Below are 18,593 nucleotides of genomic sequence, written 5' to 3' on the forward strand. Positions count from 1 at the left end.
TACGGTCGGTGTTGAGCGCCGATGAGCAGAATGTTCCGTCACCAGGCCAGCGAGGCTGCAGGCAGCCCGATGGCTGACGCCTTTGCGCCCACCCCCTGGTCATTGATCGCCGCCCTTCCAGCGCTCTTGTAGTTGACGACGTGAGGAGACACAAATTTCCTGGTATATGGTGATGTGGCGGAGGAGAAGGACCAAGGGGCCAAGGTGAGCGCTTGAACGGGCGGGAGCAGGGCGATGGGTAGGCGGAGTCACACCGCGAGAACCACGCCGCAGGCGCTTCAGGCGGTGAGGTGATTGCACGCTTTCTTTGTAAAACCACCGCTGTGAGCAAGAAACATCCGGCCTGCGCGCGTGTGGAACAGGACGATCCCTTCATCTCTTCCCCCTTACTCAAAAGTTGTACAACTGCGCAGCACGTGATCCTTGCCTCGTTCCGGGGTTGCGGTAGTAGGTGGGGCGCGAGTGCAGATTGTTCCTGAAACCGACTACCATCCTCTGACTTCCCTTCAGTCCGGGATGATCGGTCACGCTCGGGCGAGCTCGGGAAATAGTGTCTACATTCAACAATTCATCCTTAAGTTCACCTCTGCGCTGGATCTTGAGCGGTGGGAGCGGGCCTGGAGTGAGGTGATCCACGCACAAGAAGTGTTGCGGACCCGCCTCGCCGAGGATGATCGCGGGCAACTGCTGCAGGCATTCCCTGCCGACTCGAACGTTGAGTTTGAAATCAGCGACCTGAGCGGCCTGTCCCCGGCTGTGCAACAAGCGAGGTTGGCAGAGTTCCTCGCGAACGACCTTCGCCGTGGCTTTGATCTGGCCACCGATACGCTGTCGCGATGGCACCATTTCATCTTCGGAGACGCCGCCAGCTGCCTGGTCTGGACCTCTCATCATGCCATTCTGGACGGTCGCTCGCGCATGGCGATCTTGGAAGAGGTGGGGGCGCGCTATCAGAGGACTCCCGACAGTGATGCGCCACCAGCCCCGCTGAGGCCCCGCTTCAGCGAGTATGTCGCCTTTACTCAGTCTCGAGACACGGCGGCGGCCCGCGAATTCTGGCGGACTGCCTTGCAAGGACTGGAGTCAGCGACTCCGTTGGATCTTGGATTCCCTCATCCAGCAGCGCTGGATCCGGCCGAGATGCATGGTCGGCGGCAGATCACGCTGGGGACAAATCTCACCCAGGCATTGAAGAGCCTTGCCGCGTCACTGGACGTCACGGTCAACACCCTGCTTCAAGCGGCGTGGGCTCTCCTTCTTTGCCGCTACACCGGCTGCCAGGACGTCGTCTTGGGCGCACCCCGGGTCTGCAGACATACTGGCCCGCTGGGAGGTGAGAAGGTGATCGGCCTGCTGATGAACACGGTTCCCATGCGGATTCACTGCCGGGAGGAAATGCCGCTGGGGGCCTGGATCAAGGAAATACGCACGCACTGGGTGGCGATGCGGCCGCACGAGCATCTGCCTCTCTCCCAGATCTTGGAAGCAAGTCCACTGGCCCCCGGTGACGCGCTCTTTGAAAGCCTCGTAGCGTTTGAGAACGCCTCCCTGTCATCGCGACTTCGCAGCCTGAGGGCCCCCTTTTCTGAAGCGGATGCAGAGCTGCGCGGTGCCTCGCACTATCCCCTGGTTCTTTCAGGGTGCGATGGGGATGATCTGGCACTGGAATTGACGCATGACAGGCGGCGGTTCGATGATCTCACCGCTGCCTCGATGCTCAAACATCTGGTGCATCTGCTCCAGCAGTTCGCAAGATCTCCCGGACGGAAGGTCGCAAAATTCACCCTGCTGTCTCCCGAGGACGAAGCCGCCGTGATCGCGCTGCTAAACCCGCCTGGGGAGGTTCTTGCCGAGCATCGCTCTCTGGTGCAGCTTTTCAAGGAGCAGGCTGCCCTGCATCCTGACGCCGTCGCCCTCAATGAGGGAGAGCAGAACCTGACCTATGGTGAACTGGCTGCCCGGGCGCAGGCGTTGGCCATGCGGTTGCGCGAGCTTGACGTTCGCGAGGGAGATCGGGTTGCCATCAGTGCAGACCGGTCATTGGGAATGATCATTGGCATGCTCGCCATCCTCTATGCCGGGGGATGTTATGTGCCTGTGGATGTCGCGGAGCCACGGGAGCGCCTCGTGGGGATGCTGAAAGATTGCGGCGTCAAAGTCATCCTGCACGGCCCGCAGCCAGCGGAGCCCTTTGCTCCTGGGAGTGCAGGGGACTGGTCGTTGCTCCGCTACGATGACGTCTCCTGGTCCGGCGCTGTCTCGCCATGGCCGTCTCCGCATGCAGACATCGCCTGCATTCTATACACCTCCGGTTCCACAGGCCGGCCGAAAGGGGTGCGCATCAAGCACGCGTCCATTGCAAATCTGGTGGTACAGACCAATTATACCAGCATCACTCCGCAGGATGTCGTGGCCCAGGCGGCCAGCTTCTGTTTTGATGCCGCCACCTTTGAGATATGGGGAGCGCTTTTGAATGGCGCCTGTTTGACCTTGCTGCCCAGAACCTCACTCCTGCAGGCAGCGGCTCTGGAACAAGAGCTGTTGCAACGTCGCATCACCATCCTCTTTCTCACCACCGGACTGTGCCACGAACTCGCTCGCCAGCGTCCTGGCATGTTCCGCAGCCTGAAACAACTGGTGGTCGGAGGAGAAGTTTTCCGACCGGAAGCGGCGGAGCGTCTCGTCGCGGCCGGCGGCCCGGCAAGATTGACCAATGGCTATGGGCCAACGGAGACCACCACCTTCGCCACCTGGCATGATATTTCCGCGCACCACGATTGGTCCCGCCCGCTGCCCATCGGACGTCCGGTGTCAGGGGCCAGGGTGTATGTGCTGGATCAGGCTCTGCGGATGCTCCCGCCGGGGATTCCGGGGGAGCTCTACATCGGTGGGGCGGGAGTGGCGTCCGGTTACGTCAATGATGAGGCTCTTACTGCGGCCGCCTTCGTGGCGAGCCCTTTTTCACAAGGTGAAGCTCTCTATCGCACCGGAGATTGGGTCCGCATCTTGCCGTGTGGCGGGCTGGACTTTCTTGGACGCAAGGATGGGCAGGCCAAGATTCGCGGCCATCGTGTGGAGCTGGCGGAGGTGGAGCTCGCGCTCGCCCAGCATCCTGCCGTGCAGGAGGCGGTGGCCACCATCCAGCCCCCCTCGTCAGGCTCTCCTGAGACGGTACTCGTGGGGCATGTCCTGCTCCACCCTGGCAGGGACATCAGCGGGCGGGAGCTGATGACCTTCCTCAGATCCAGATTGCAGGAATTCCTGATTCCGCGCCAGTGCTACGTCTGGGAGAAGTTTTCCTTGAACCGCAATGGCAAGGTGGATCGCGAGATTCTCTCACGGCCCCCCGGCCCGCCGCTGCCGCTGTCACCTCCTGCCGAGAGACCGCAGAAGGGCATTCAGGAGCATGTGCACCGGCTCTGGGCGGAGCTGCTTGGGACCGCGGACTTTGGCGTCCACGATGACTTTTTTGAACTCGGCGGAAACTCGCTTTCCGCCATGCGGCTGTTCGCCCTCGTGAAGCAGGAGTTTCAGCTTCACCTCACGCCGGTCACCTTTTTCACACGCTGCACGGTGGGCGAGCTGGCATCATGGATCGAGGAAACACGCGTGGCCGCGGCGGTGGAGCCTTCCGCACCCCGGATGGACACTGTGCTGGGGGGCTGCCGGCCGCTTTCCGCGCAGCAGCGCTCACTCTGGGAATCGACGGCCAGCGAATCTTCGTTTGGAATCTGGAACATCACCCGGCGTGTCCGGCTTCGTGGGCCACTGAGTGTGCCGGCGCTGAAAGAGGCCCTCCAGGCGGTAAGCCGCCGTCATGATGCCCTGCGCATTACCATACGGGTCGGAGCTGATGGCGAGCCTCTTCAGCAGGTGGCGGCGGCTTGCCACATCGAGGTGGTCGAGACCGATGTCTCGCAACTTGCCACCACGGAGCAGCGGGAACTCCTGTCCCGTTGTGCCCGGGAGGAGGTGTGGCACCCGTTGGATCTAGCGGTTTCTTCGATCCGGGTGAAGCTCTTCAAGCTCGGCGCAGAGGAGCACATGCTGATGGTCACGCTGCATCACTGCCTGTGCGATGGAGCTTCACTGACCATCTTGCTGGAAGATCTCGGCCGGTTTTACACCGCCATGGTGAGAGGCGAGGCACCGCAATTGCCGCAACCTTTGGGCCAGTCGATCCTGCTGCCCGACTGGGAAAAGCGATACTTTGATTCCACGGAAGGGCGTGCGGCGGCCAAGTACTGGCAGGAGTTTGTGGCCTCGGTCCCTCCGCCGGTCCGTCTGCCCGTGAGCGGTGAGAAGGGGCGTGATGCGGACTCCCGCGGAAGGTCGCTGACCACCACGGTCCCCAGCGCACTGGGCAAGAAGCTGCTGGAACAGGCCCAGATGCTGCGATCCAGCCCGTTCTCGCTCTTCTTCTCTGCCTTTGCGGTGCTGGTTCATGGTATCACATCGAGCGGGCGCTTCGTGGTCATGACGCCGTTCGGCCGCCGCGTCGAGCCCTGGATGCAGAACATCATGGGCATGTTCACCAATGCCCTCCCGATCGTGTTTGACCTCACGGGGAATCCCACCTTCGGCCAGCTGGTGGGCCGCACCCGCACCCGGCTGCAGCAGACACTGCAGCACCAGTTCCATCCGTCGGCCTGGATTACCGGGGCTGCCCAGATGGATCAATCCAGCCCGCAACTGCTGAAGTCCCTCGTGCAGCTGGACTTCGTGGAGATGCCGTCCATGGACCTCCAGCACCGGTTTCATGAGCTGGAAGTGACGCTTGAGCCGGTGGAGCACCAGACCATTCGTAATGATCTGCGGATCCTCGCCAGTCTCACCGCAGAGCCCATGGTGCTGAGGTTTGATTACCCGATGGCTCTGTTTGAGGAGCACACCATCGCCCGGCTGATGGAAGGCTATCTCGGGATTCTCCACCTTGTGGCGGATGATCCTGAGATTCCTCTAACCCATCTGCAGTGCGTCATCACGCCCTCCCTTCACAGCCAGCTTGCCGCCTCTGCCGACCGCTAGCATGAGATACGTTTCCACCGACAGCCAGACCTCTATTGAAACGTTCAGGCACCAGCTCTTTGAGGAGCAGGTGCGCCTGAATCCGCACGCGCCCGCTCTCGTCAGCAAAGACTGCCACTTCACTTACTCGGAATTGAATGACCGGGCCAATGCTGCTGCCTTCCGCATCCTGAGGTCAGGGGCCGGTCCAGGAGATATTGCGGCAGTGTATCTGAGGCGCAGCGCAGAGTTGGTGATCGCCGTGCTCGCGTTGCAAAAAGCTGGCGTCGCCTGCCTTCACCTCGATCCTGACTGGTCTCCACAGCAGACGGAGGGGCTGCTCCAGCTGGCCGGGGCAAAGGTTGTCATCACGCATGATTCCCTAAGCCAGAGCGTGGTGGGCTGTTGCGGCACGCTGATCTGTTTGGACACGGCTCGCGATGTGCCAGGGCCCGGGGCGTGGGTCAATCCAGAGGTGAAGGTCACCACCAGCGATCCAGAGAGCATCTTCTGCACCTCTGGCACCACCGGGGCGCCGAAGGCTGTTGTGTGGAATTTCCGTCTGCAGCGCTTGAACGCCGCTGCGAAGACGGGTGAGTTCTATTTTACCCCGCAGGATCGCGTGCTGGTGAAGGCACCGGTGTCTGTGACCCCGCTCATGATGGAGGCCTTTTCTCCCCTTCAATCGGGTGCGTGCGTGGTGGTGCTGCCGCCGGGTGAGGAGCAGGACCCGGACCGTATCCTGAACTGGGTCCTAGATCACCACATTACCGTCCTGGTTGCCGTGCCCACGCAGCTGCGCCTCTTGCTCGAGACAGGGCGTCTGTCTGCATGTCGAACCTTGAGGATCGTAGTCACCTTTGGCGAGGCGTTTCCTCCCGCCCTGGAGGAGAGGTTCTGGGCCAGCACCCACGCGGATCTGGTACTCTTCTACGGAGCCACAGAGGCACCGAGTCTCGCTTACCGGTTCTCGCGGAAAGGGCATCTCCCTTCCGGGTATAACGTCGGCCGTCCCGGCGCGGGGAAGTACCTCCGCGTGCTGGATGCAAACGGTCAGGTGTTGCCGGAAGGCAGCCCGGGCGAGCTGCATGTGGGCGGGATGGGGCTGGCGCACGGTTATTTCAAAAACGAAGCGCTCACTCGCGAGCGGTTCATCCCGGACCCGCTCGGCGCACAGCCTCAAGCGCGTCTCTTTCGCACGGGGGACCGGGGCCGTTTGCTCCCGGATGGATCTGTCGAGTTCCTGGGCAGGTGTGATGATCTGGTGAAAATCCGCGGTTACCGGGTGGAGCTCAGCACCGTGGAGCAGGCGCTGGGCACCCTGCCTGGTGTCAGCCATGCGGCGGTCCAGGCCTGGGATGACGGACTAGGAAACAAATACCTTGCCGGTTACCTCGTGCCGGCCGCGGGTGGGCAAGCAGAGCTGACCGTGTGGCGGCAGATGCTGCACCATCTGCTCCCTGCGCATGCTGTCCCGGGTGCCCTCGTCGTGCTGGATCGCCTTCCCGTGTCCTCCAGCGGCAAGGTCTCCCGGAATGACCTCCCTCCGCCGGTAGCTCGTGAGGCCTGGACGGACGACACCTGGGAGGCCCCGACCGATCCCGTGGAGGTCGAAGTCGCAGCACTCTGGTCAGAGATCCTCGGGCTGGACCGCATCAGCCGGAACGATGCTTTCTTCGAACTCGGAGGCACATCCTTGCGGGCATTGGCCCTGCTCAAAAGGATGACCGCGAGCCTCGGGGTCGAGCTGCCCGTACTGGCGTTGTTGGAGAATCCCAGCCTTGCGGCACTCGCGGGGCGGGTTCGCGCCAACCAGGCCTCGGAACCGCCGGTGGAGAGTGATCCTGGATTTCTGTCGACTCTCCGGCAAGGCGGAGCTGGCGCGCCGCTTTTCATCATCCCCGGCGGCTGGGGAGGAGAAAACGAGCTGCTGGTCTTTGCGGCGTTGTTGAGAAGGCTCCGGGTGGATCGTCCCGTCTTTGGCATCCAATCCAAGGCGATGGATGCAGCGTGGGAACTGCCTTCTACTCTGGAGGTTCAGGCTGAAGCGGTGTTTCAGGCCGTGCAGCAGGTGCAGCCAGTGGGTCCCTACATCTTCATTGGGGAATGTCTCGCAGGGGTCATGGCCGTTGCGCTTGCGGCCCGGGCAGAGGCTTTGGGGCATCGTCCGGGTTTGGTCATTCTGTTGGATGCCCGGGTGGGGCCAGCGAGCGAATCCAACTCTGCCGCCGCCGATACCCCCTCCACACTGCCCCCGCGCATCGATCAATATTACCGGCTTCTGAAGGCATACCGTCCCCCGCGCATCGAGCACCAGGTGAGATTGGTGCTTTCCTCTGAGGTGAGAGACGCGGAGGCGTTTGCGCGCGGATGGCGGGAGATCGCGCGCTCCGGTATCTCGGTGCTTCGGGTCACCGGTACGCATGACAGCTACATCCGCGAGGACGCCGCTGAGACGGCCCGCCTGCTGGAGCGTTTGATTGAGGAAATAAACTGAGGAAGACATCCGGACGCCGCGGGCAGGGGGCGTCCCCGTCCCTGCCCGCTCTCTTGCAGGCTACCTCCGTGCCTCCAGCACCAGGTTGAATGGTGTCTTCACCGCGCAGCGGAAGTGGCTGAATCCCGCCTTGCGGAACACCTCCGCCAGGCGCGCTTCACCCGCCTGTGCCCCCAGCACCATGTGCCCGCCCTCGGACACGGCATGGGGACAGCACAGCATGGTGGAGCCGGTGTAGTAGAGCCTTGCGACAGGGGAGATGTTGTCCTCCGTACGGTCGTTGGCAAAGGGCTCCACCAGCAGCACCGTTCCATCGGGAGACAGCACCTTGGCGGCATATTGTGCAGCAGCCACGGGATCGCCCATGTCATGCAGGCAGTCGAAGAAGCAGATCAGGCCGTACTTCCGGTCGGGGTAGTCCGTGGCTCGTGCGACCTCGAACTCTGCGTTGCCCTCCAGGCCATCCTCCGCGGCCAGACCGCGCGCTTCCTGGATGGAAGGCTGGTGCACATCATAGCCGTGAAAGCGGGACTTGGGGAAGGCCCGCGCCATCAGCAGGGTGGAGTGGCCATGACCGCAGCCCACGTCAGCCACCTCGATGCCCGCCTCCAGCTTCTCCACCACGCCCTCCAGCGCGGGCAGCCATTGGGCCACCAGACTGCCTTTGTACGCGTTGCGATAGAAGGCGGCCACTCCGCAGTAGAGGCGGTCGTGATGCTCGCCCCAGCCGACACCCTTGCCGCTGCGGAAGGCATGGGCAGCCTTGTCTTCATCGAACCACATGGAGGCCTGCACGCTCCACGCATGCGGGATGAAGACCGGGCTGTCCTCGTCAGCCAGCACCATCGCCTGCTCAGGAGTCAGTTCATAGGTGCTGCTGACCGCGTGGTATTGCACATAGCCTCCCGCCACCTGGCCGTTCAGCCACTCGCGCACATACCGTTCCGCACAGCTGGCGCGATCCGCCAGCTCTTGCGAGGTGAGCGGGCCCGCGCCTGCCAGGGCCTTGTACAGCCCCAGCTTGTGCCCCAGGCTGATGAGGATGCCTCCCGAGCTGGCCGAGAGGTCCCCGATGGCCCGCATGACAAAAGATTCGAGTTTGGTTTGATCGATCACCGGTGTATTCATGGGCTTGGTTTGCCGTAGCAAGGGTTGTGTTTGCATGAGCGCGTTTCTGACTTCGCTGAAAGCCTCGCCCACCGTCCCCGGCGTCACCAGAGTCGGAACGACCCGGAAGCGGTTCGTTTGTGCCACTTTCCCGCCTTAACCCGCTACGGCCTGCCCGGCCCGCCCATCAGGAAAACGAGATGCCCGCATGAACCCACGTGTCGAACAAGTGAAAGCGGACCCCCGGCACGTTAGCATCCTGGCTCTGCCAGACGCAGTCATCTCCACGCTGACGGGCATTTACGATGTTCTGAATGCCTTCTCGTTCATGGATCTGCCGGTCCCGCGGAATCCGTTTATGGTCGAGATTGTCGGCGAGTCAACAGGCCCGTTGCAGCTGGCCAGCGGGGTGCCGATCAGCGTGCAGCGCGAGATCGGCCAGGTCCAGGCGACGGACATCGTCATCGTGCCCTCCTTCCTGCTGCCTGCAGACGGCTGGACCAAGGGGCGCTACCCGGAGCTGGTGGCTTGGTTGAAACGCATGCACCAGGGCGGCGCGGTGCTCTGCTCCGCCTGCTCCGGCGTCTTCCTCCTGGCGGAGACGGACCTCTACTTCGGCAGGGACGCGACGGTGCATTTTGGCTATGCCCAGGCCTTTGAGCGCACGCACCCCACCGTGCGCATCCACCCGGAGCGCGTGCTCACCGTGTCCGGAGATCGTGATGAGCTCGTCTGCTCCGGCGCCTCTATGAGCTGGCATGACATGGCGCTCTACCTCATCGCCCGCTTCGTCGGGGCCACCGCCGCTCACGAGATCGCGCGCACCTTCGCCCTCCAGTGGCATCAGGACGGGTTGACTCCCTACATGGTCTTCGACGGCCGGCGGGATCACGGCGATGCGGAGATCGAGGACGCCCAGAAATGGCTGGTGAAGAACTTCACCCTCGCCCAACCGGTGGAGGAGATGGTCAAGCGCTCCCGTCTGGCAGAGCGCACGTTCAAGCGTCGCTTCACCCAGGCCACCGGACTGGCCCCGCTGGCCTATGTGCAGCGCCTGCGCATGGAGGAGGCCAAACGGCGGCTGGAGCGGACGGATACCGCAGTCGATGAGATCAGCTGGCAGGCCGGGTATGAGGACCCCGCTTTCTTCCGACGGCTCTTCAAGCGCACCACCGGGCTGGCCCCCGGGGCGTACCGCAAACGCTTCCGGATCCCCGATTTCGCACGGTCCTGAATTTTGGTGTTTACATTTCCAATCCCTACTAGCGCAGTAGGATAAATATCCCATATTTTTAGTGGACAACTCGGCCCCCGTGAATACCTTCAATTCACACTAACTGAGTGTACATTGATGTCTCAGACATCTTTGACGGTTGGCCCATCCAGACCACGGAAGGCAGTTCTACATCCCGACAATCCGATCTCAATATCGAGAAGGAAGTCGAGCCGACCTGAAACCTGTAATGTTCTCCAAACTCCCTTCTCGTACTCACACCTCCCTCATCCGCAGCCGGAAGTCGCTGCGTTGCCGCCTTGCCGGGGGCTACACCATGGTGGAGATGCTGGTCGTGATCTCCGTGGTCGCCCTTTTGTCCGGTATCTCCATCCCCGCGATGCAGTCCCCCACCGGCGCCGCATCCCTCAGCACCAGCGCACGTGAGTTCTCGAACCTGATCACCCTGGCCCGCAGCGAGGCGATCGCCCGCCACAACGTGGTCCGCTTTGCCGTCGCCACCGACGTGAAGGACGGCAGCAACACCCAGCTGCGCAAGGCGAGCCTGTGGGAGTGGAATGACGAGACCCAGAAGTACGTCCAGCTCACCGCCTGGCAGAAACTGCCGGATGGTGTGGCACTGGAGCCGGTGCTGCCAGAGTACATCCGCTCCGCCGGTTACGCCCAGGCAGATGGCGCTTCAGTTCGAGGTGATTACGTCGCCGAAGAAGTGGGCGACAGCTACTTCACCTCCCCGGATGGGGAAACCAGGATGCGCTATGTGGAGTTCCTTCCTTCCGGCTCTGCCCGGATCGCTGACGGAGCCAATGGCAAGCGCAATGCCATCTTCGTCCTCGCGCCTGCCTCGGTGAACCCTGACGGCAGTCTCCTCTACCATCAAGGCCGGGAGGCCGCGAACTGGGCCCAGGTCAACGTGGATACGTTGACCGGCCGTGTCCGACTCTATCGCCCATGAATGTGAAGTCAGTCTCTCCTACGAAGGCCCGCCGCGGATTCACTCTGACCGAGATTGTCCTCTGCGTGGCCATCATCTCCACCGTGCTCGTCTCGGTGGTGGGCATCCTGCCAGTCGGCCTGGATGTATCCCGCAAAGCGGCGAACCACACAGTGGTGGCGACGGTGCTGGAAGATATTTACAACCGTCTGCAGGGCCAGCGCCTTCAGGCAGGGCTCGCCACTTTCAGCCCGGCCTACTTTGATGATCTGGGCGTCTATCTGCCCTCGCCGGAAGACGGCGCAGATCTGGCAACGGTCGAGCGCTACCGCACCCGGCGCACCTACCGCGCTGAGGTGGCGATCACCGACTGGACACCCGCCCCGGCCAACACTAGCAAACTGCACGCTGTGCGTGTGAAGCTCTCCTGGCCTCTGGACAGCAACGGCAATCCGGTGGGGCCGGACAATCCCAAAGCGGATGTGACCTTCGGCGTCACCTCCCTGGCTGGCCAGGACTGGCAGGTCATCGACCCCCAGTTCCAGCCGAAGATCGAGCACTAAGCCCCACCTGCCATGTTGTTTCCACATCACCATCCTGGCGGCGGCCAGGCAGGGCGGACTGCGCCCCGATCCTCCCCTCCGGTCACGCAGGCCACCTCCGGCTTCTCGCTTATCGAGCTGCTGCTTTCAGTCTCCCTGCTGGCCATCCTCCTCATCGTGCTGACGTCCTTCACGGACGCCGCCCACCGCGCCTGGCGGGATGGGCAGAACCGCACGGAGACCTTCCAGAGCGCCCGCACCACGCTGGAGCTGATGAGCCGGGAGATCACCCCTGCTGTGGTGGACACCCGCACCCAGTTTGTCATCGCCCAGGGTTCATTGCTGGGCACGCGGGGAGCGCTCAACGTGGCGCCCAATTCACCCGCGGTCCTCTGGATGGCACCGCTGGGGGCGAACGGGGACATGCGCTGCGTGGGTTATTACCTCTACCGGGATGAGGCCCGCAAGTTCCACCGCCTCAAGCGCATCTTCATCGCGCCCACCCTGCCCCCGAAAGGGAACGCCACGGTGGGGGATCCCTCACCTTATTTCCCGAAATCCGTCAACCTCACCAACCCTCGCGATCCGTCTCTCCGCACCAGCCCGATCAATGCGGACTGGTTCACCCAGAACTGGAATGCCAAGGCTTTTGACGAGGAGGATCCCACCAATCAGGACGTGGTGGTCTCCACGGCGGCAGATGGCGTCGTCGCCTTCTGGATCCAGCCGCTGGATCTGCTGGGGAATCCCATCCCCACGGTGAAGGATGACCCGAACCACCCCGGATCCGAGCTGCTCTACAACTCCGCCGCCTACTTCCAGGCCGCCACCACCACCAAGTTCGACAACGGCAAAAGCTTCAGCTACCTGAGCCAGACGGAGCAGACCATGAAGGGCAATCGCGTGCCGGCGGCCGTGGACATCACGGTCGTCACGCTGGACAGCGCCACGCTCGACCGCGGGCTCACCCTGCCCGTCCAGACCAATGTCTACGAAACCCGCGTGCTCAATGTGGAAAAATCGGTCAACCGGTTTGAAGAGGACCTCCGGGCCCTCGGCATCTACACCGCACGCACCTTCACCACCCGTGCCAAGCTAATCAATGGAAACTAAGTCGCCAGTCCGCGAGCACGCCCGACGCCACGAGGCAGGGGCTGCTCTCATCATGACCCTCTTTATCGTGGGGGTGCTGACCATCCTTGTGGTGGGATTCCTCTCCACCATGCAGACCGAGCGCCAGGCCGCCGGTGCTTATGAAAACTCCCAGCGCACGAAGCTGGTCGCCCAGGGCGCGGTGAGCCACGCCATTGAGCTTCTAAGAAATAACATCCCCGATCCGGCGCGTCTGAGTGAGGGGCCCGCGCAGGCCCCCGCGGAGAACTGGGCGACCAATCCCGGCCGCCTCACCCTCGTCCGGCCCGGCCAGCCGGTGCGGTACGTCCCGCTCCACACCGGGGAGGTGACCGTGCAGCCCCCCACCGGAGTGCTGCGTGATGCGGAGTCCGTGAACCTCAACAAGCCCCTGCCGGGCAGCACCACGCCCGCCATCGTGCCCGCCGCTGCCGGCAGCACCACCCCGCCGGAGATGCGGGTGAAGTGGGTGAACCTGCTGCGTGATCCCTCCGCAGCAGCTGGCCCGGAGAACCGCTTGAGCGCGCGTTATGCCTTCTGGCTGGATGATGAAACCTCCCGCATCAACTTCAACACCGCCATCGGCAAGCCCGCCCCCAATGAGGACAAGCGCTTCACCAACCAGCTCGCGGACGGGTTCATGCCGCCCGTCTTCCTGCGGGGTGGTGATGACACCACCTCGGGTGATGGCAAACGCACCTGGGGCCTGGGCAAACCGCAGTCCGTGAATCTGGACGTGCTGTTCAGTGATCGCACCAAGCTGCAGCACGACAAGCTGCTGGCGCAGACTTTCCTGAACGGGTTCGCCCGCTTCCCCGAGGCCATCATGGACTACGCGGACGTGCCCGACCCGAAGGCCTGGTACGAGGAAAACAAGTTCAACCTCACCTTCTACAACCGCAGCCCGGAGTTCAATGCCTTTGGCCGCTCGCGGCTCTTCACCAGCTACATCCCGCTCTCCCTGGAGGCCGGGCCCAGCTATCAGCTGCCCTTCATCTATGACCCCAGCTCCACCAACGGCGCCATCACGCCCAAAGGGGTGGAAGGCACCCTGGAAGCCGGGACCCTGGCCTCCGGCCAGCTGAAGGACGACCAGATCCTGAATCTGAACTCCCTCATGGGTTTCTTCGGGGTGAACGGGGCGGACATCGCCGGACCTGAAGGTTATCTGGCGGACAAGGCCAACATGGTGAACCGCAACCAGATCCGGATGCTCATGGAGTACTTCGCCCGGAAGTGGCCGGGATATGATCGTAGTTTCCTCGATAAATACGGCTACCTCGGCTCCTACCAGATCGCCCTCAACATCCTGCAGCAGGCCCGCATGGCCACCACCCAGCTGGGTGACTCCGTGGCGGACTTCAGTGCCACCTACGCGGCCCGCTCCACGAGCGTGAACTTCTTCCCCAACGCCGGAGAGCTGGCCGGAGCGGCCCCGGAGCGTTTCTACTGGCGCGTCAAGGATCCCGACACCAACAAGGCGGTGCTCATGCTCCCGCAGACCCCCGGGCCGCACATCACGGAGTTGCGTCTCTTTGTCCAGGCCACCACCGCTGATCCCGCGCCTAAGGGAAACGCCGCCACTACAGAGAACTCCCGCTACATCAAGTACTGGTATGAGGTGGAGTATTACATGCAGCCCTTTGGTCCCATCGTGGATCTCAAGGAGTTCCCCACCCGCATGGACTACTTTGAAATCTCCGCCAAGGGCGGCGGCAAGAGCCCCAGCCAGCAGTTCGGTGCCACCACGGCAGAGGACCCGCGCAACGACCGGCAGTGGCACAACAAGTTCATGAACCTGCTCGCCACCTACCCTGAGGCGAACACGTTGATCGGGCCCAAGGGGGCCAAGCTCGAAGGCACCGCCGTGCCCAACCGCGTGGTGGTGAAGAGCCCCGAGTTTACCATCGGCAAATTCCAGCGGACGGACAACGACAACCCGCCGACCAACAAGAGCGATGCCCCGGCGCGCAAGGATGACAAGATCACCGACCTGACCGCGGCCCAGTTGGTTAACATCTGGGACCCCGTCATCTTCGACAGCACTGTGAACGCGGGCACCGCCAAGGTCTCCATCCGGTGGCGTCCTGGCCAGGGCACGCTGGCGAATGAAAACCGCCCGCGTCAGATGATCCCGCTGGGACTCACTCCGGACGACACCTTGAAGGCGGACCTGACCGTGGATCTCAAGGACGTGGGCACACCCAAGGTGGTGTCCTGGCAAATCGCAGACCCGAACTTGAGCTCCGACGCTGCACAGTGGGTCATGACCGGCCCCGGCAAGGAGAACAAAATCGGCACCCCTGGCAAGATCAACGACGGCGAGCCCGCGGAAAACTCCAGTGAGAAGAGCAAGTTCCGCTCGATCCAGCGTGCTCCCGATGGGGCCAAGATCTCCGGGTACAACTATGACCGCCCGGACGAGTACGTCACCACCAGCCGTGTTTCCTCGCCCGGTTACTGGTCCCTGCTGCACACGGGCATGCAGTCCAAGACCCCGTGGAGAACGCTGAGCCTGGACAAGGCGGATCCCGCGCAGGGGCCGCCGGACTGGTTGCTGCTTGACCTCTTCGGAGCCACTTACCCCATGGCGCATGACCAGTGGAAGATCGACAAGAAGCTTCCCGACAGCTTCTCCACCGCCTCCTACATGGGCAGCACCGCGGGCCAGGTGAACCTCAACTCCCGCATCTATCCGCGGAACGCCCAGTTCAACATCCCGGATCGTCACCTTCCCCTGGAGGCGGTGTTCAAGTACCTGCGCTCTGATTCTGAGGTCAAAAGCCTCGTGGACAACATCACCGCCTACCAGACAGACAGCCAGGTCTTTGACTACGTGGGCGAGTTGGCGGAAGTGCCTGGGTACGACGGGGGCAACACCACCGCCTGGGCCAGGGAGTCCCTCCTGCGGAACATGGCCGGCGTGCTCACTACCCGCTCCAACACCTTCGGCATGTGGGGCGTGGCCCAGGTGCTTCAGAAGAGTTCGAGGAACATCCAGCACGATGTCTATGAAGCTGGTGACCGGGTGCTCGGTGAGAAGCGTTTCTACGCCTTGATCGAGCGCTACGTCTGGACCGGGCGTGATGGCGTGCCGGGCAACGGCCACCTCAGCAACGTGGGCACCTGGGACCGCACGGCCCAGCAGACCGCCCGCCTGAGCACGGCCGATGGCATGACGGACACCCTCTTCCAGCTCCCCGGCTCACCGCCGCTCAAGCGCTCCGGCGACGGCGACCGCCTCGATCTGGACTCAGACGGGCGTTACCCCAAGTTCGACGGCCCGGAACCGGTGGGCATGGATGTTTACACCGCCTCCGCCCTGGGAAAGGTGGAGTACACCTCCAGCTCGCTGGAAGATGCCTACAACCCTCCGCAGGCGGCCATCAAGTACCGCGTGGTTTATTTCAAATACCTGGATGAATAGGCCCAAGCAAGGGCCTCCCGTGCAACACCCTGCTAACAAGCTATGAAAACTCGCACCTTCCTGCTGGCGCTCGCCGCTCTCGGCACGCCTGGCATCTCGCCATGGATCGCTCCCGCTGCCACCGCAGCGGATGCCAAGAAGCCAAATGTCCTCGTTATCGTCGCCGATGACCTCGGTTACGGTGAGCTGGGCATTCAGGGTAATCCCCAGATCCCCACTCCCAATATCGACAGCATCGGCAAGAACGGAGCCCGCTTCACCAGCGGCTACGTGAGCGGCCCGTACTGCAGCCCCACTCGCGCGGGCCTCCTGACCGGCAAGTACCAGCAGCGCTTCGGGCATGAGTTCAATCCCGGCCCCGCCCAGAACGCGGGTGTGGATGTTGGCTTGTCCCTGGAGGAGAAGACCCTCGGTGACCGCTTCAAGGCCGCTGGCTACAGCACCGGCTGGTTCGGCAAGTCCCACCTCGGCAACAAGCCGGACTATCATCCGCTCAAGCGCGGGTTCGATGAATTTTACGGCTTCCTGGGCGGCGCTCATGATTACCTCGATCCCAAGGCGGACACCCAGAACCCCATCCTCCGCGGCACCGAGCCGGTGACGACGGCGGAGTACACGACCGAGGCCTTCGCCCGCGAAGCGGTGGGTTTCATCGAGAAACACAAGGCGGATCCGTGGCTGGTGTATCTGCCGTTCAACGCGGTGCACAATCCGCTCCAGGCTCCTGAAAAGTACCTCGCCCGCTTCAACGACGTTCAGGACCCCAAGCGCAAGGCCTTCTCCGCCCTGCTGTCTGCCCTGGATGATGCCGTCGGCAGCGTGCTGGGCAAGGTGCGCGAACTCGGAGTCGAGGAAAATACGCTCGTCTTCTTCATCAGCGACAATGGCGGTCCCACTCGCCAGACCACCTCCAGCAACGGTCCCCTGCGCGGCTTCAAGGCCCAGACCTGGGAGGGCGGCGTGCGCGTGCCCTGGCTCGTCCAGTGGAAGGGCAAGATCCCTGCCGGCCAGACGCTCGACCAGCCCGTCATCCAGCTCGACATCCTGCCCACCGCCCTCGCGGCCGCGGGGGCTCCCGCCTCCGCCGACTGGAAGCTGGACGGCGTGAACCTCCTGCCGCTCCTCACCGGGGCCAACAAAGACGCACCGCATGACGCACTCTACTGGCGCTTCGGCCAGCAGATCGCCATCCGCAAAGGGGACTGGAAGCTGGTGAAAGCCCCCGAAGACGGTACCCCGCTGGGTAACCAGGGTGGGAAGGCCTCCACCGAGGGCGCGGCCCTCTACAATCTCGCCAAGGACATCGGTGAGAGCACCAACCTCGCCTCCCAGGAGCCGGAGAAGCTGAAAGAGCTGTCCGCCGCATGGGACGCGTGGAATGCCCAACTCGTGGAGCCCAAGTGGCGCGCGGGTGGCGGCGGCAAAGGCCGCCAGCAGGGTCAGGGTGGTGGTGCCCGGCGCAATGCCCCCGCAGCCGCACCTGCTCCGGCCGCTGCTCCCCAGTAAGGTAGCCCGCCCCCCTTTCAGTCGAACTTGAATCAGCCAGCGCCTCACCGGGCGCTGGCTTTTTTCATCCAGTTCTGCCTGTGCCTTCCGGCCGGTCATCGGCCTCTTCAGGGCAGAAAGCTCTGGGGAAGAGGTTTCGCAACCTGCTGAAGCACAGGCTTTTGGCGAATGCATTTCCTGCAAAGTATCACTCTTGCTGGCCTTTTCCGGCATGGCGTGCTAGTCTCGCCGCCCCATGCATCGCCGCCAGTTTCTCACCCTCTCCGCCCTCGGGCTTGCCGGACTCCCCGGCTGCCGGAAAAAGGCGGACCCGTCGGTGGTGAGATTCGGCCATTTCCCCAACATCACCCACGTGCAGGGACTGGTGGCGCACCATCTCTCCCGCACCGGGAAGGGCTGGTACGAAGAGCGTATTGGGCTCAAGGTGCAGTGGTTCACCTACAACGCCGGGCCCTCGGCCACGGAGGCCATTTTTGCCGGGGCGCTGGATGTGACCTACATCGGTCCCAGCCCGGCGCTGAACGCCTACTCGAAGTCCGGCGGCAAGGAGATCCGTGTGCTCGGCGGCGGGGCAGATGGGGGCAACGCCCTCGTGGTCCGGCCGGCGGCCGGCATCAAAACGGCGGCCGACTTCCGGGGTAAAAAGATCGCCAGTCCTCAGTTGGGGAACACGCAAGACGTCCAACTCCGGGCCTGGCTGGACGAGCAGGGGCTCAAGGTCACCCTCACAGGAGGGGACGCCCACATCCTGCCCACCCAGAACGCCGACCAGCTCGCCCTCTTCCAGAACGGCGGCATTGACGCGGTCTGGACGGTGGAGCCCTGGGTCACCCGGCTCGAGGACGAGGCGGGCGGCAAGATTTTTCTTCAAGATACCGATACCAACGTCACCCTTCTGGCTGCCAGCGCCGAGCTGGTGCAAGACCGGCCAGAGGTGGCGAAGAAGATTGCGACCGCACACGCGGAGCTCACAGACTGGATCCTGGCCCACCCTGCGGAGGCCAAGGCATATATCAAAGCGGAGCTCACTGAACTGACCCGGACCGCGCCCAAAGACTCGATGCTCGAGAAGGCGCTGGCCCGTACGCGTGTGACCAAGGAGGTGTCCCGGGAGTCCCTGGACCGGATGGTCACCAGTGCCAATAAAGTGGGCTTTTTAAAGGGCATACCCGATCTCGATGCCCTTTTCCCGAAGCTTTGATGATTCC

10 protein-coding genes are annotated in these 18,593 nt (G+C 63.1%); 9 read left to right on the top strand and 1 reads right to left on the bottom strand.

The window, feature by feature from the left end:
- Window positions 1-462 precede the first annotated feature (462 nt).
- On the top strand, window positions 463-5,028 hold the full coding sequence (locus tag BV106_RS08305; protein ID WP_265595447.1) for a non-ribosomal peptide synthetase: 4,566 nt from the start codon (window positions 463-465) through the stop codon (window positions 5,026-5,028).
- A gap of 1 nt (window position 5,029) precedes the next feature.
- Window positions 5,030-7,504 carry an AMP-binding protein gene (locus tag BV106_RS08310; protein WP_038163307.1) on the top strand — a complete coding sequence of 825 codons (2,475 nt, stop codon included), beginning with the start codon at window positions 5,030-5,032 and terminating at the stop codon, window positions 7,502-7,504.
- Window positions 7,505-7,564: 60 nt separating this feature from the next.
- Here the strand turns inward: BV106_RS08310 and BV106_RS08315 are convergent, their stop codons facing one another.
- A complete protein-coding gene (locus tag BV106_RS08315) occupies window positions 7,565-8,668 on the bottom strand; it encodes a class I SAM-dependent methyltransferase (protein ID WP_265595448.1) in 1,104 nt (367 codons plus the stop codon).
- A 151-nt stretch (window positions 8,669-8,819) separates the two neighbouring features.
- On the opposite strand from BV106_RS08315, the gene BV106_RS08320 reads away from it, so the two are divergent.
- From BV106_RS08320 to BV106_RS08350, 7 genes are all read left to right on the top strand, one after another.
- Complete coding sequence (locus BV106_RS08320; protein ID WP_038163311.1) at window positions 8,820-9,845, top strand: helix-turn-helix domain-containing protein; 1,026 nt, start codon at window positions 8,820-8,822, stop codon at window positions 9,843-9,845.
- Between the two features lie 229 nt (window positions 9,846-10,074).
- Window positions 10,075-10,800 (top strand): GspH/FimT family pseudopilin, encoded by a 726-nt coding sequence (locus BV106_RS35275; RefSeq protein ID WP_051945414.1) that lies wholly within the window; start codon window positions 10,075-10,077, stop codon window positions 10,798-10,800.
- Window positions 10,797-11,342 carry a prepilin-type N-terminal cleavage/methylation domain-containing protein gene (locus tag BV106_RS08330; protein WP_038163314.1) on the top strand — a complete coding sequence of 182 codons (546 nt, stop codon included), beginning with the start codon at window positions 10,797-10,799 and terminating at the stop codon, window positions 11,340-11,342. Before BV106_RS35275 ends, BV106_RS08330 begins: the two co-directional genes overlap by 4 nt.
- Window positions 11,343-11,354: 12 nt before the next feature.
- A complete protein-coding gene (locus BV106_RS08335; protein WP_038163317.1) occupies window positions 11,355-12,434 on the top strand; it encodes a prepilin-type N-terminal cleavage/methylation domain-containing protein in 1,080 nt (359 codons plus the stop codon).
- A 52-nt stretch (window positions 12,435-12,486) separates the two neighbouring features.
- Window positions 12,487-15,879, top strand: a complete 3,393-nt coding sequence (locus BV106_RS08340; RefSeq protein ID WP_038163318.1) for a hypothetical protein — start codon at window positions 12,487-12,489, stop codon at window positions 15,877-15,879.
- A 42-nt stretch (window positions 15,880-15,921) separates the two neighbouring features.
- Window positions 15,922-17,385, top strand: a complete 1,464-nt coding sequence (locus tag BV106_RS08345; protein ID WP_063767917.1) for a sulfatase-like hydrolase/transferase — start codon at window positions 15,922-15,924, stop codon at window positions 17,383-17,385.
- Between the two features lie 235 nt (window positions 17,386-17,620).
- Window positions 17,621-18,586 (top strand): ABC transporter substrate-binding protein, encoded by a 966-nt coding sequence (locus BV106_RS08350; RefSeq protein WP_038163320.1) that lies wholly within the window; start codon window positions 17,621-17,623, stop codon window positions 18,584-18,586.
- The last annotated feature ends 7 nt before the right edge of the window (window positions 18,587-18,593 follow it).

Source organism: Verrucomicrobium sp. BvORR106 (assembly GCF_000739655.1).
Taxonomy (GTDB): domain Bacteria; phylum Verrucomicrobiota; class Verrucomicrobiia; order Verrucomicrobiales; family Verrucomicrobiaceae; genus Verrucomicrobium.